The following is a 13,348-nucleotide window of genomic DNA, read 5'->3' as shown; positions in this document are numbered from 1 at the left end:
GCACGTGCCTTCGAGACTCCTCCGCGGCGCCCCCGCCGGGCATCGTCCCGCGCTGCCGTACGCACCTGGTGCGGCCGGACCAGCCCCTCACCGGCCCTGGTGCCTGTGCACTACGGGCCGGCCCGCACCGGGAGGGGCCGGGTACTGGACGTGCTCAACTGCCGCCCAGTACCGCCCGGTCGGCGCCGTCCCATGCGACCGGGGTGCCGGCGGCGACCAGGGCGGCGAAGCCGCCGGGCATCGCGCCGCCGTCCTCCGCCATGATCGTGACGGTGTACATCCGCTCCGCCGGTGAGGTGTTCTCGATGCGGTGCACCGAGCCCGGCGGCAGCACCAGCACATCGCCGGGGCCGAGCGGCACGGAGTGCTCGTCGCTGTGCGCGGTGCCGTGTCCGGCCAGCACCACGAAGATCTCGGTGGAGTCGGGGTGGGAGTTGTCGGGCTGGGCGCCGCCCGGCTCCCACACCTCGTAGAAGACGCTGGCCGGCGAGTTGTCGTCGGGGCCGGCCAGCAGGGCCAGCTTCACCGTGTCGGCGGGGGAGATCAGCCGGGGGACGGCCTGGTCCAGGCGGCGCACGGTGGGCGGGGTGCTCATACGGTGTCCTTCGGGGTGAGGGGGCCGGCGCCGGCCAGGGCGTCCAGCAGATCGGGGGTGGTGGCGGTGAAGCCGTAGCACTGGCGGACGTTGTAGAGCGTCGCGTCGTGGCAGTAGGACGGTGAGGTGGTCGCCGACGCGTCGGTGAGCAGCACGACGTCGTAGCCGAGGCAGGCGGCGTCCACGAGCGTGGCGTACACGCACTGGTCGGAGTTGACGCCGGCGAAGAGCAGCGTGTCGACGCGCAGGTTGCGCAGCACGCTGTCCAGCGGGGTGTCCCAGAAGCCGCTCATCCGGTACTTGTCGATGTGCAGGTCGCCGGGTTCGGCCGGCAGGCCGTCGGTCAGGGCCGCGCCCCAGCTGTCCTTGGTCAGCACCGGGGCGCCGGAGGGCGCGGTGCGCGAGCCGATGCCCTGGCCGGTGCCGCGCGGGTCGTAGACGTGGGCCACGCCCGGCGGGACATTGGCCTGGTCGGGACGGTTGCCCCAGTTCAGCCAGAGGACGGGTACGCCGGCCGCGCGGGCGCCCTCGACGGCCCGGGCGCTCAGCGCGAGGGCCGGTGCCAGTACCGACACGTCGACGCCGATGCCGGCCAGCCAGCCGTCCGGGGCGCAGAAGTCGTTCTGGAGGTCCACCAGCACCAGGGCGGTGCGCGTCGGGTCGAGGATCAGCGGGGCGGGCGCGGCGGGCAGCCGGGCGGTGCGGGCGGGCCGGGGCGGCCGGTGCAGGTCCACGGCGTCGCCGGGGAACTGCCAGCGGTTGCGGTGCCGCAGCGGGGCACGGCCGTCCGCCGTCCCCTGGTTGGTCGGCGTGTTCGTCGGCGTGTTCGTCGCCGTTCCGGTCGGGCGCACCGGCGTGTGGCTCCCGGCCGGCGCCGTCTCGTTCGTACTCATCGGCGTTCCTCCAAGGCGGCGGCCAGGGCCAGCAGGGTGTGGTCGGCGCCGGGCGGGCCCAGCAGGCACACACCGGCCGGGCGGCCGTCCGGCAGCCGCAGCAGCGGCAGGGACAGGGCGGGCGCGCCGGCGAGTCCCGCCAGGCAGGTCATCCGCAGGGTCGCCGCCCGTTCCGCCTCGATGCGCGCGCCGGTCGCGCCGCGGGACGGCGCCGGGCCGGACGCCGAGGGGAGCACCAGCACGCTCCCGGCCAGCCGGGCCCACAGCTCCTCCCGGGCCTCGGCGACGACCTTCCGGGCGTCCCCCGCCTCGGCCTCGGTCACCTCGGCGGCCTGCGCGAACCGGCCGCCGACGGCGGCGCCGAGCGTGCCCGGGTGGGCAGTGATCCAGGCGCCGTGCGCCTGCCACGCCTCCCACGCCTGGACGGTGCGGAACGCCGTGAACCAGTGTTCCAGCAGCTCGCTAGGGAGGTCCTCGGTCTCGGCCGGCGGCAGCGCGCCGGTGCCGGTCAGTTCGCGGACGGTGGTGCCGAAGGACTCGCGGACTTCCGGTCCGGCCAGCGCCTCCACCACCGGCAGCCGCACCGTGCGGCGGACGGCCGGCGTCCGCGCGCCCGCGGGGCCGAGCAGGACGCGGGCGACGGCCGCGCTGGTGACGACGTCCCGGGTGAGCCAGCCGACGGTGTCGAAGGACGGGGCCAGCGGCAGGACACCCGCGGCGGTGACGGCGCCGTGGGTGGTGCGCAGTCCGACCAGGCCCTGGTAGGAGGCCGGGACCCGGATCGAGCCGGCCGTGTCGGTGCCGAGCCCCACGTCCGCCTGGCCGAGGGCGACGGCGGCGGCCGGGCCGCTGGTCGACCCGCCGCTGACGCCGTCCGGCGCGGCCGGGTTGGGCGGTGTGCCGTAGTGGGCGTTGTCCCCGGCCAGGCTGTAGGCGAACTCGTCGGTGCGGGCGATGCCGACGACATGGGCGCCGGCGCCGAGCAGCGCGGCGACGGCCGGGGCGCTGCTGGTGCGGGGCCGCTGTCCGGCCAGCCACGCCGGCACTCCCCCGCCGACCGGGTGTCCGGCGACGTCGAAGAGGTCCTTGACGGCGACGCCGAGCGCGTCGAGCGGGCCGGGCGCGGTGGCGGGCAGCAGCGGATCGCCGACCACCCGCCAGACCGTACGGTCGAAGGCGGGCGGTGGCGGCGGGGCGGACGGCAGGCTCACGTGCGCGGCGGACACCAGCCAGCCCGCGCCGTCGGCCAGCCGCCACAGCTGCGTCTGGAGTCCGGTGGCGGCGCCGTCCCGGGTGCTCGCCAGCACCAACGCGGCGTCGGGGGCGATGACTTGGACATGGAGCGCGACGACGGCGCGGGTGGGGATCCGGGCCCGCGCGGAGCGGAACCCGGCGATCGCGTCGTGGCCGACGAGCAGCGCCCGGCCGTCACCGCGCAGGGTGTGCGGGCCCGGCATGAACAGCGCGTCGAGGGTGGTGCGGTCGTTGGCGAGCAGGGCCGCGTCGTAGCGCCAGAAGGCGGCCAGGAGGCCGGCCGGCACTCCCTCGGGGGCGTGCACCTCGCAGGCCCGGGGCTGGTCCGTCACCACGCGCCTCCTTCCACCAGGGCGAAGTCCGAGAGTCTGATCCGGGCGTGGACGCCCTTGACGACGTCCACGACCTGCGAGATGTCGAAGTCGGTGGCCGCGCTCAGATAGGCGTAGGCCAGTTCCCGGTCCATGCCGAAGGAGGCGCCCAGCACCTCCAGGGCGTTGCGGGCGCAGGCGGCGACCGCCTCGTCCAGGTCGGGGTCGAGACCGGTGGGGACCAGGAACCGCGGGGTGCGCACCACGGGTCCGCGGGCCGCGCCGAACAGTTCGGCGGCCCGTGCCTTCGGCAGCACGTCGAACGTCAGGGTCGCCCGCAGCGGTGCCTCCAGGGCCGTCAGTGACACCTCGCCGTTGCCCTGGGCCAGGTGCGGGTCGCCGGCGTAGAACCCGGCGCCCGGCACCTGGACGGGCAGGTAGAGGGTGCTGCCCTCGCCCAGCAGCGAGATGTCGAGGTTGCCGCCGTGCAGGCCGGGCGGGGTGGAGTGCAGCCGGCCCGGGCCGGGGGTCGCCACGCCCATCACGCCGAGGAACGGCGCGATGGGGAAGCGGACCGGGCGGCCGGTACCGCCGGGGGTGAGCGGCAGGGTGGCCAGGGCGGCGGCCTGGCCGGGCGCGTCCAGTCCGAGGACCGAGCAGAAGACGCTGGTCAGCGGGGAGTCGAGCGGGAAGGTGTCCGGGAGCAGTCCCTTGGCGTGCCGGCTGGAGATCACTCCGTAGGCGGTGCGCGGGAGGAGTTCGTCGACGTGCACGACGAGGTAGTCGCCGGGTTCGGCGCCGCTCACCTCGATCGGTCCGGTCACCACGTGCGGGCCGTCGGCGGGGGTGTGCGCGCCGTGCGCGGCGATCGCGACGGCGTCGGCCAGGACGTCCTCGCGGGGCACCCCGTGTCCGGCGAAGAAGGCGACCGGGTCGCGACCCTGGTCCTCCAGGATGCCCTCGTGGCTGACGGTGTCCAGGCAGACCCGTTCGCCGGGCTCGACGGTGAGGACCGGCGGGTCGTCGGCGCAGGGCAGCCGGCCCCACAGCGTGGTGGCGACCGTGGCACCGAGATGCCGGCGTACCGCGGTGGTCATCGTTCCTCCGGGTGGTTCAGCGGGGGGCGGCGGGGTGCGGCGGGTGGTTCAGTGGCGGGTGGCGGGGTGCGGAATGGGCTCATGCGGTCGTCCCGGTGGTGGTGCGGGAGAGCGGCGCGACGGTGGTCAGGACGGGTGCGGGCAGTCCGCGGTCATGGGCCGCGCGGGTCATCCGGGTGTGCAGTTCGGGTCCGGTCTCGGCCGCCCGGGGATGGCTCGGGCGACCGTCGACGGCGGCCCGGCGGCCGCCGATCCAGACCTCCTTGAGGTTGCGCGGTCCGCAGGCCAGCACATATCCGGCGTAGGCGTCCCACAGCGGTCCGGTGTCCGGGTCGGCCGGGTCGACGACCAGGAAGTCGGCGTACTTGCCCGGCTCCAGACTGCCGATCCGGTCGTCCGCGCCGAGCACCTCGGCCGCGCCCAGGGTGTGCATGCGCAGCACCTCCCTGGGCATCATGACGGACGCCCGACGGTGCGCGGCGCGCAGCGCGTACAGGCCGATCCGCATGTTCTGGAAGGGGTCGGAGACGTCCGTGCAGGACTGGTCGTCCAGGCCCATGCCGACCCGGACGCCGCGCTCGCGGTAGCGGACGATGTCGGCGAACCCGGAGCCCAGCCGCCCGTTGGAGGCGGGCTGCCACACCACGGCGCTGCCGCTGTCGGCGACCGCGTCCAGCATCGCGTCGGTGGGGTGCACGAAGTGCCCGAACAGCATGTCCGGGCCGAGCGCCCCGGCCTCGGCGTACCAGGCGAACTTGGCGCGCTGGGCCTCGATGTTCTCGGTGGTCTCCACGAAGTGCGCCTGGTTCGGGATGCCGTGCCGGCGCATCGTCTCGGCCTCCAGGACGGCGGTGCGGGCTGCGGACGACCACTGCACGGAGCCGTAGACGGAGACGCCGAGGAAGGTGTCGGCCGGGGTGCGCTCACGGGCCTCGCGGGCCATCCGGTCGAAACCGGCCCGCGCCCGGTCCGGGCCGAAGTGCTCGTCGTCCAGACGGATCGCGGTCATCACCCGCAGCCCGGAGTCGGCGGCCGCGTCGAACTGCCGGGTGAGGAACTCCTCGGCGTGCACGGCGCCCGGCACGTCCCGGTGCGTGTGCTGGTCGTACAGCCACAGCACCCGGTTCTGGGCGAAGTTGTACGCCGAGGTGATGCCGTTGCCGACGAAGTCCAGGCAGCCGTGCAGGGCGAACCAGTACATGTCCTCGGCGCCGGCGCCGAGCAGGATCTCGTTGTTGGCGCGCACCCAGGGGTAGAGCGTCTCGCCGGCCGCCAGTCCGCGCAGTCCGGAGGTGTGCAGATGGCTGTGGGCGGAGACGAACCCGGGGGCGATGATCTTCCCCCGCGCGTCGAGCACGGTGCCTTCGCGGGCCGGTGGTTCGCCGGGACCGAGGCCGGTGATCCGGCCGTCCGGGCCGGCCGTCAGCCAGCCGGTGAACGGCTCCTGTCCGTCGGCCATGGTCAGCAGCAGCCCGCCGGTGACGGTGAGCGCGGCCGTCATACGGTGCTTCCGTCGTGCGGCACGGGGAGTGGTCCGCCGAGCGGTGCGGGCAGCGGTTCCGCGAGCCGGGGGAACGCGAAGTCCCGTACCTCGGTGAGCGCTTCGGCGAGCAGGCCGCTCCAGTGGTCCAGCAGCAGCTCGCCGGTCCTGGCGTCGGCGCCGGTGGGATCGCCGACGACGCCCGAGGCGGACACGTCGTCGATGAGCCACGCGGTGGGCACCACGCCCTCCAGGGTCAGGTGCCGCTGGGCCCGGTAGAACGCGCCGGCCGCCAGTCCGTCGGCGACGGCCCGGTCCAGCCGGACCAGTTCGGGCGCGATCGCCATGACCAGGGAGGTCTCCACGAAACCGCCGTGGATGCCGAACGGGTCGGGGTCCTCGACGCCGTCCGGCAGACCGAACCGGGACGGCATGAGGGAGAAGACCTCCAGGCCGAAGCGGTGCCGGATGTCGCGGGAGACGACGTCGAGCAGGCTGGGCTGGCCGCCGTGGCCGTTGACGAAGACCAGCTTGCGCACCCCGCAGGCGGCGAGCGACTCACCGAGGTCCAGACAGACCGACAGCAGGGTGTTGGCCGACATGGCGATGGTGCCGGGCCTGCCCAGGTGTTCGGTGGACTTGCCGTAGTGCAGGGTCGGCAGCACCCAGGTGCCGGAGTCGGGGCCGAGCCGCCGGACGGCGGTGCGGGCGATGGTCTCGGCGGTCAACGCGTCGGTAATCAGCGGCAGATGGGGGCCGTGCTGTTCCACGGCGCCGATCGGCTGGACCACCACGGTGCGGTCCTTGGCCAGGTCCGCCACGTCCTCGGTGGTGAGGTCGGCCCACAGCCGGCGGTCGTTGGTCATGGTGACTCCCGGTCACTCGTAGGGGGGCGGGTCACTCGTAGGCGAGACGGGTCACCCGTAAGGGGGACGGGTCACCCGCGTCGGTTGGGTCGGCTCACTCGTCGGTGGGCAGCGCCGACTCGTGCCACTTGCCGAGCAGAAACCTTTCGGCAGCGACGACGGCACCGAACAGCAGCAGCGAGACGACGCTCGCGCCGAGCACCGCGAGGAACAGCTGCGGGGTGCGCAACTGCACCGCGCTCTCGGTGATGACATAGCCGAGGCCGCCCGCGCCGCCGCCGACCCCGGCCACGAACTCGCCGACGATCGCGCCGATCACCGAGGCGCCGGCGGCGACCCGCAGCCCGGTCAGGATCTCCGGCAGCGCGCCCGGCAGCCGCAGGAACAGCAGCTGGACCCGGGCGGGGGCACCGGCCATCGAGTACAGCTGCACCAGGTTGCGGTCGACGGACTTCAGTCCCTGGAGGGTGTTGGCGGCCACCGGGAACAGCGCGATCATCGCCGCCACCAGGGTGTTGGTCGCCATGCCCGGGCCGAGCCAGACCACGAACAGCGGCGCCACCGCCACGATCGGGATGGTCTGGAGCAGGATCAGATACGGGTAGAGGCTGCGTTCCATCAGCCGCCAGCGGCCCATCACCAGCGCGCTGGCCACCCCGACCGCACCGGCGATCAGGAAGCCCAGCACCGACTCGCGCAGCGTCACCCAGGTCGGGGTGAGGACGCAGTCGAACTCGCCCGTGACGGTGTCCAGCATCGTCGCCGGCGAGGGCAGCATGTAGCCGGGGACGTCGAAGGCGACGATCACCAGCTGCCACAGCGCGATCATGACGACGAGAGCGCCCAGCGGCGGCAGCACGGTCCGCAGCGCCGGCGTCCGCCCGCGCCGCCCCGCCGGCCCGCCGCCCGGCTCCGGCCCGGTCGCCGCCGTATCTGTCCTCGCGGCGGCCTTCGAGGCGCTCTTCGCCGCGGTCTTCGCCGTGTCGATGGCTGTCATGTCCCGGCACCTCCCAGCACGGTCGAGATCTCGGTACGCAGGTCCCGCAGCGCCGCCTCGTCGCGCGGCGCGCCGGGGTCGGTGGTGGGCGGGCTGGGCGAGCGGAACACCTCGATCACGCGGCCCGGCCGGGTGCCCATCACGGCGACCTGGTGACCGAGCCGGACCGCCTCGGGGATGGAGTGCGTGACGAACATGACGGTGACCTGGCGGGTACGCCACAGATGGATCAGCTCGGCGCCCATCTTCTCCCGGTTGAACTCGTCCAGCGCCGCGAACGGTTCGTCCATCAGCAGCAGTTCGGGATCGCTGGTCAGCGACCGGGCGAGCGAGGCGCGCATCTTCATGCCGCCGGACAGTTCCCGCGGATACGCCTTCTCGAAGCCCTGGAGGCCGACCAGGTCGATCGCCTTGCGGGCCCGCTCCCGGCGCTCGGCCTTCGGCACGCCCTGGAGCCTGGCGACCAGTTCGACGTTGGCCCGGACCGACCGCCACGCCAGCAGCGTCGGGTCCTGGAAGACGTACGACATCCGTTCGGTACGGCGGGTCATGGCGCCGCTGGTCGGGGTGGTCAGGCCGGCCGCCATCCGCAGCAGTGTGGACTTGCCGCAGCCGGAGGGGCCGACCAGCACGGTGATCTCGGCGCGGGGCAGCCGCAGGTCGATGGGGGCCAGGGCCCGCAGGCCACTGCCGTAGACCTTGTCGGCGCCGGTGAAGTCGACCAGCGGGCCGAGGCCGGTGGCGGGGGTTTCGACGGGGGCTGTACTCATGTGGGTCACTCCTTCCGGATGTCCGCGCCCGCTCAGTAGGAGCCGTCCGGCGCGGCGGGCAGCGAGGACGGCGCGGCGACCTTCGGCAGCAGCGAGGCGTCGTAGAGGTCGGACGCCTTCGGGGTGGTCTTGAGCTGGCCGAGCTGCTTCATCTGGCTGATGAGGGTGTTCCAGCGGGCGGCTGTCATCGCGCCGAGCCGCTGCTCGCCGTCGCCGGCGACGACGTATTCGCGCTGCTTGTCCCAGGCGTACCAGACGCTCTGGCTGGTCTGCTGGTCGTTGGCCTCGAGGATGGCGGCGTTGGCGGTCTTGGCCACGCTCACGTCGCCCATGTAGTCCTGCCAGCCCCGCATGCTCGCCGCGAGGAAGGCCGTCAGCTCCTCGCGGTGGCTCTTGAGGTAGGACTCGGAGGTGAAGAAGACGTCGTTGTAGGGGTTGTAGCCGGAGTCCGAGAAGGGGACGAAGTTGACCTGCACGCCGGACTTCTGGGCCTGGTATGCCTCGTTGGTCGGCCAGCCCTGCTGGACCAGGTCGTCCTTCTTCAGGAAGTTGGCGATGGAGCCCTGGTAGGCCTGCGTGGTGAAGTCGATGCCGGTCTGCCGCTTCACCCAGGCCGGGCCGAGCTGACCGGTCTGGGTGACCCAGGTCCTGCCGTCCATCTGGTCGAAGGAGGTGATGCCGGTGTCCGCGTGCACCATCACGCCGACCGGATTGTTCTGGTAGAGGGCGCCGATCGCGACGATCGGAATGCCCTGCTGCTGGGCCTGGACGACCCCGGCGGCGTCGGCGAATCCGATCTGGGCCCGTCCGGCGGCGACGAGTTGGGTGGCCGAAACCTGTGGTCCGCCGGACTGGAGGGTGACGTCGAGCTTCTGGTCGTCGTACAGGCCCTCGGACTTGGCGGCGAAGAAGCCGCCGCCCTCGGCGTCGGCGTACCAGGGCAGCACCACCTTGAACGCGGTGGCGCCGCTCGCGGCGGAGCCGGACGTGGAGCCGGTGCCGGAGCCGCAGGCGGCGACCGCGACCAGGGCCATGAGGGCGGCCGCGGCGGCGGTCGCGGTGCGGGGCAGGCGGGCGCGCCCGCGCGGGAACTTCGATGTCATGACGTGCTCTTTCACGGGAATGGCCGGTGAAGCCGGATCAGAACGAAGGCAGGCTGCTCTTCGTGAGAACCGCGACGTCGGCGAGGTGCGCCAGCATCGCGTCCCGGGCCGCGGCGCCATTGCCGCTCCGTACTGCGTCGAGGATGAGACGGTGGCCGCGGTGCGAGGAGCGCCGGGCCGCGGCGTCACCGTGGGAGTAGGCGCGCACCGACTCCGTCCAGCGGTTGGACAGTGAGTTGAGGGCCACCATCAGGGGGTTCTGCGAGGCCTGGGCCAGCAGCATGTGGAAGGTGATGTCGGCCTTCAGCGACTGCTCCCGCGACAGCTCGCGGGCGCTGGTCTCAAGGACGCGTTCCAGGGCGTAGAGACTGGCCCGGGTGGCCCGTTCCGCGGCCAGCTGTGCGAACTTCGGCTCGATCGTCTCGCGCAGCTCCGCGACATCGCGCAGCGTGCGCTCGGACTCCGACATCTCCTCGTACATGACGCGGACGTGCGCGGGTGCCTCCAGGACGATGGTGCCCCGGCCGGGCCGGCGCTCGACGACCCGCTTGGCCTCCAGCTCGTGCATCGCCTCGCGCAACGAGGCGCGCGAGACCTTGAGCACCCGCGCCAGCTCACGTTCCGGCGGGAGCTTGGTGCCGGGGGCCAGGGTGCCGTTGCTGATCAGCGTCTCGATGTGGGCGACGATCTCACTGCTCACACTGATCGACTGACGCACGAACGCGTCGAAACCGTCCAACGCCGGTCCTCCGACCATGGGATTGTGGTGGGTGTGATGGTCAGACCATCCGATGAAGCGAACGTACGGCCGATCGTTTTCAGCCGGAAGACTTCACGGCAACTGGGAACCAGGTGTTTACACGGGTCACATGCCCGCAACATGGGCGGCGTCTCCAGCACTTGCCCGCCCTCTTCCAAAGGAGCGCTCATGTCCGCCCGCGGCACCGTCCTCGTCGACGCCCATCACCACGTCTGGGACCTGTCCCGGCGCCCGCAGCCCTGGCTGGACGCGCCGGAACACGCCCCGATCCGCCGTTCGTTCGGCATGGACGACCTGCGCACCGCCGCGCGCCGGGGGCCGGCCGGCCGCCGGCTGACCCGTACCGTCCTCGTGCAGTGCGTCGCCTCGGTCGCCGAGACGGTGGAGCTGCTGGCCCTCGCGGAACGGGACCCACTGGTCGGCGCGGTCGTCGGCTGGGTGGATCTCACCGCGCCGACCGTGCGGGACGACCTCGACGCACTCCTCGCCGCACCCGGCGGCGACCGGCTGCGCTCGATCCGGCACCTCGTGCAGGACGAGCGGGATCCCGGCTGGCTGCAACGCCCGGACGTGGCGAACGGCCTGGCCGCCGTACGGGACCGGGGGCTCGCCTACGACGTGCTGGTCCGCGCCCCGCAGCTGCCGAGCGTGCTGCGGCTGGCGGAGCGGTTCCCCGGTCTCCCGCTCGTCCTCGACCATGCCGGCAAGCCGGATCTGCGCTCCGGTGCCGGGCTGCGGGCGTGGGGCGACGGCATCCGCCGGCTCGCCGCTCGTCCGCAGGTGACCTGCAAGGTGTCCGGTCTGGTGACCGAGGCGGAGTGGCACCGGTGGACCGCCGAGGACATCCGGCCGGCCTGGGAGGTCCTGTTGTCGGCGTTCGGGCCGCGGCGTCTGATGTTCGGTTCGGACTGGCCGGTCTGCGTGCTCGCGGGCGGCTGGGAGCGGTGGGCCGCGACGGTCGAGGAGTTCCTCGCCCCGCTGCCCGAGGCGGACCGGCAGGCGGTCCTCGCGGACACCGCCGGCACGTTCTACCGGCTGCCACCGCGCTGACCCGGGCTGCCGGGCGGTGTCACCGCTGCCGTGCGGGGGTGACCGTGCGCGGCGTGCGGGTCAGCGCGCCCGTGCGGGGGGGGTGACCGTGCGCGACGTGCGGGTCAGCGCGCCCATGCACGGGTGACCGTACTCGGCATACGCGTCACCGCGCCCATGCACGGATGACCGTACTCGGCATACGCGTCACCGCGCCCAAGCGGGGCGACCGTGCGCGGTGTGCTCCGGGCCGGTGTGTCGCGGCCTCGGCAGGGTGCGCGCCGGTCGCTGCGGGAGCCGTCCGGTCCCGAAGCACGCCGGCGTCCGGTGGGACGGTCGCGCCGGCCCGCGCGGGCGCCGTCACGTCCCCGGGCGACCGGAGGGGAAGGGTTCCGCCGGCGCGGTGCCGTCCGCCTTGGCCGCGTCGGCGAGGGCCTCGGCGGCGGCCTCGGCGGCCCGTGCCGTGTCGTCCGCGGCCTGGGCGGACGTGTCGCCGTCGGCCGGCTTGTCGCGGGTGGCCGGGGACGGCGGCAGTACCTCGCTGAAGGCCCGGGACACCCCTTGCAGCGCGGAGGTGATCTCGCTGGGGATCACCCAGAAGTTGTTGCCCTGGCCCTGGGCGAGCTGCGGAAGGGCCTGGAGGTACTGGTAGGCGAGGAGTTTCGGGTCGGGGTCGTTGCGGTGCACGGCCTGGAACACCTCGTCGATGGCCCGGGACTGGCCCTCGGCCTGGAGGATCGCGGCCGTCCGGTTGCCCTCCGCCCGCAGCACCGCGGCCTGCTTGTCGCCCTCGGCCGTGAGGATCTGCGACTGGCGCTGCCCCTCGGCCCCGAGGATCGCGGCCCGCTTGTCCCGCTCGGCCCGCATCTGCTTCTGCATCGCGTCCTTGATGGACTGCGGCGGGTCGATGGCCTTGATCTCCACCCGGTTGACCCGCAGCCCCCACTTGCCCGTGGCCTCGTCCAGGACGCCCCGGAGCTGGCTGTTGATCGTGTCGCGCGAGGTGAGCGTCTTCTCCAGGTCCATGGATCCGACGACATTGCGCAAAGTGGTGACGGTGAGCTGCTCGACGCCCTGGAGGAAATTGGCGATCTCGTAGAACGCCGCCCGGGGATCGGTGACCTGGAAATAAAGGACGGTGTCGATCTCGACGACCAGGTTGTCCTCGGTGATGACCGGCTGCGGTTTGAAGGACACCACCTGTTCCCGCAGATCGATCAACGGGTGCACCCGGTCGATATAGGGAATGACGACGCTGAGTCCGGGAGTCAGCGTCCGGTGATAACGGCCGAGGCGCTCGACATTGCGCGCTCTCGCCTGCGGCACGATACGGACCGCCCGGACCAGAGTGAAGATCACTATGACGGCGACGATCAGGCCGGCGATCAGAGCAGCTGAGATATCCATCGTTCAGTCCCGGGGGTAGACGAGCGCCGTGGCGCCTCTGATCTCGATGACGTCGACGGTCGCGCCGGCCGCGATCACCAGGGTTTCGTCATAGGAGCGGGCCGTCCACTCCTCGCCGTCGATACGCACCCGGCCGTCGGCGTCCGTCACCTCCGAAAGGACCTTGGCGGGTTTGCCGACCAATGCGTCGGTGCCGAAGCGGGCCGCCTGCGGCTGGCCGATGTGGCGCAGTGCGACGGGGCGGACGAACAACAGGCTGGCGGCGGCGAGAACGCCGAATGCCAGGAACTGGAAAGGCAGCGGCAGCCCGATCGCCGCGAGTCCGGCGGTGACCAATGCGGCGGCACCCAGCATTCCGAGCGCGGCGGTGAGCGTAAAGATCTCCACGACGACCAGAACCGCCGCGACGATCAACCAGATCAGCCAGGGATCCATGACGCGCCTCTCACCGGTCGGGGAATGCGCGAGACTCGGTGCTCGATCTTTTCCTTCACTTTAGGCTTTCTTCTCCTGCGGTGAGAAGTGAAGGGACGGTCGCAGTTGCGGCGACCGCCTGCCGTGGCGCCACGACCCGGAGGCGGTGCACCGGACGGCGGCCGGTGTTCCGGGTGCGCCACCCCGACGATTCGGGCGTAATCTGCGCGTATGGGCGATGTTCGGTGCGGCTGGTGCGGTGCGGCCCCGCCAGAGTCGGCCGGACCGGACGGCCGCTGCCGCCGTCCGGCGCACCGGCAGGGACGGTGGCGGGCACGGGGCCACCGCGCGGTCGTGCACGCGGCCCCGGCC

General features: G+C 72.9%; 13 protein-coding genes. 1 reads left to right on the top strand and 12 read right to left on the bottom strand.

The genetic code is table 11. The annotated features are described in order from the left end of the window. Nucleotides 1-154 precede the first annotated feature (154 nt). From AB0G32_RS26075 to AB0G32_RS26030, 10 genes are all read right to left on the bottom strand, one after another. The gene (locus tag AB0G32_RS26075; RefSeq protein WP_361167940.1) at nucleotides 155-595 is read right to left on the bottom strand and encodes a cupin domain-containing protein; all 441 of its coding nucleotides are present in this window, start codon (nucleotides 593-595) and stop codon (nucleotides 155-157) included. Beyond that, nucleotides 592-1,488, bottom strand: coding sequence for an isochorismatase family cysteine hydrolase (locus AB0G32_RS26070; RefSeq protein WP_361167937.1), 897 nt, complete (start codon nucleotides 1,486-1,488; stop codon nucleotides 592-594). Before AB0G32_RS26070 ends, AB0G32_RS26075 begins: the two co-directional genes overlap by 4 nt. Then, nucleotides 1,485-3,074 (bottom strand): amidase, encoded by a 1,590-nt coding sequence (locus tag AB0G32_RS26065; RefSeq protein ID WP_361167934.1) that lies wholly within the window; start codon nucleotides 3,072-3,074, stop codon nucleotides 1,485-1,487. The genes AB0G32_RS26070 and AB0G32_RS26065 overlap by 4 nt, the downstream gene beginning before the upstream one ends. Next, entirely contained in the window at nucleotides 3,071-4,150 is a 1,080-nt protein-coding gene (locus AB0G32_RS26060) for an acetamidase/formamidase family protein (protein WP_361167931.1), read from the bottom strand. The genes AB0G32_RS26065 and AB0G32_RS26060 overlap by 4 nt, the downstream gene beginning before the upstream one ends. A 79-nt stretch (nucleotides 4,151-4,229) precedes the next feature. Further along, nucleotides 4,230-5,651, bottom strand: coding sequence for an amidohydrolase family protein (locus AB0G32_RS26055; protein WP_361167928.1), 1,422 nt, complete (start codon nucleotides 5,649-5,651; stop codon nucleotides 4,230-4,232). Continuing rightward, entirely contained in the window at nucleotides 5,648-6,496 is an 849-nt protein-coding gene (locus AB0G32_RS26050; RefSeq protein WP_361167925.1) for a creatininase family protein, read from the bottom strand. Before AB0G32_RS26050 ends, AB0G32_RS26055 begins: the two co-directional genes overlap by 4 nt. Before the next feature lie 94 nt (nucleotides 6,497-6,590). Then, complete coding sequence (locus AB0G32_RS26045) at nucleotides 6,591-7,493, bottom strand: ABC transporter permease (protein WP_361167922.1); 903 nt, start codon at nucleotides 7,491-7,493, stop codon at nucleotides 6,591-6,593. After that, complete coding sequence (locus AB0G32_RS26040) at nucleotides 7,490-8,263, bottom strand: ABC transporter ATP-binding protein (protein WP_361167919.1); 774 nt, start codon at nucleotides 8,261-8,263, stop codon at nucleotides 7,490-7,492. The genes AB0G32_RS26045 and AB0G32_RS26040 overlap by 4 nt, the downstream gene beginning before the upstream one ends. A gap of 32 nt (nucleotides 8,264-8,295) precedes the next feature. Further along, on the bottom strand, nucleotides 8,296-9,366 hold the full coding sequence (locus AB0G32_RS26035) for an ABC transporter substrate-binding protein (RefSeq protein WP_361167916.1): 1,071 nt from the start codon (nucleotides 9,364-9,366) through the stop codon (nucleotides 8,296-8,298). Nucleotides 9,367-9,403: 37 nt separating this feature from the next. Continuing rightward, nucleotides 9,404-10,105 carry a FadR/GntR family transcriptional regulator gene (locus AB0G32_RS26030; RefSeq protein ID WP_361167913.1) on the bottom strand — a complete coding sequence of 234 codons (702 nt, stop codon included), beginning with the start codon at nucleotides 10,103-10,105 and terminating at the stop codon, nucleotides 9,404-9,406. A 189-nt stretch (nucleotides 10,106-10,294) separates the two neighbouring features. Here AB0G32_RS26030 and AB0G32_RS26025 point away from each other — a divergent pair, with 189 nt between their 5' ends. Continuing rightward, entirely contained in the window at nucleotides 10,295-11,176 is an 882-nt protein-coding gene (locus tag AB0G32_RS26025) for an amidohydrolase family protein (RefSeq protein ID WP_361167910.1), read from the top strand. A gap of 339 nt (nucleotides 11,177-11,515) precedes the next feature. Here AB0G32_RS26025 and AB0G32_RS26020 read toward each other — a convergent pair whose 3' ends face one another. Beyond that, nucleotides 11,516-12,562 carry an SPFH domain-containing protein gene (locus tag AB0G32_RS26020; protein WP_361167907.1) on the bottom strand — a complete coding sequence of 349 codons (1,047 nt, stop codon included), beginning with the start codon at nucleotides 12,560-12,562 and terminating at the stop codon, nucleotides 11,516-11,518. 3 nt (nucleotides 12,563-12,565) lie between these two features. Beyond that, entirely contained in the window at nucleotides 12,566-12,997 is a 432-nt protein-coding gene (locus AB0G32_RS26015; RefSeq protein WP_361167904.1) for an NfeD family protein, read from the bottom strand. Between the last annotated feature and the right edge of the window lie 351 nt (nucleotides 12,998-13,348).

Source organism: Streptomyces sp. NPDC023723 (assembly GCF_040639815.1).
Classification (GTDB): Bacteria; Actinomycetota; Actinomycetes; order Streptomycetales; family Streptomycetaceae; genus Streptomyces.
This window is presented reverse-complemented; position numbering and strand designations above follow the sequence as displayed.

Coding starts and splice junctions, on each gene's coding strand:
- AB0G32_RS26020 (WP_361167907.1), bottom strand. CDS start 12,562: ATGGATATCTCAGCTGCTCTGATCGCCGGCCTGATCGTCGCCGTCATA.
- AB0G32_RS26070 (WP_361167937.1), bottom strand. CDS start 1,488: ATGAGTACGAACGAGACGGCGCCGGCCGGGAGCCACACGCCGGTGCGC.
- AB0G32_RS26045 (WP_361167922.1), bottom strand. CDS start 7,493: ATGACAGCCATCGACACGGCGAAGACCGCGGCGAAGAGCGCCTCGAAG.
- AB0G32_RS26050 (WP_361167925.1), bottom strand. CDS start 6,496: ATGACCAACGACCGCCGGCTGTGGGCCGACCTCACCACCGAGGACGTG.
- AB0G32_RS26015 (WP_361167904.1), bottom strand. CDS start 12,997: ATGGATCCCTGGCTGATCTGGTTGATCGTCGCGGCGGTTCTGGTCGTC.
- AB0G32_RS26040 (WP_361167919.1), bottom strand. CDS start 8,263: ATGAGTACAGCCCCCGTCGAAACCCCCGCCACCGGCCTCGGCCCGCTG.
- AB0G32_RS26035 (WP_361167916.1), bottom strand. CDS start 9,366: ATGACATCGAAGTTCCCGCGCGGGCGCGCCCGCCTGCCCCGCACCGCG.
- AB0G32_RS26075 (WP_361167940.1), bottom strand. CDS start 595: ATGAGCACCCCGCCCACCGTGCGCCGCCTGGACCAGGCCGTCCCCCGG.
- AB0G32_RS26025 (WP_361167910.1), top strand. CDS start 10,295: ATGTCCGCCCGCGGCACCGTCCTCGTCGACGCCCATCACCACGTCTGG.
- AB0G32_RS26060 (WP_361167931.1), bottom strand. CDS start 4,150: ATGACCACCGCGGTACGCCGGCATCTCGGTGCCACGGTCGCCACCACG.
- AB0G32_RS26055 (WP_361167928.1), bottom strand. CDS start 5,651: ATGACGGCCGCGCTCACCGTCACCGGCGGGCTGCTGCTGACCATGGCC.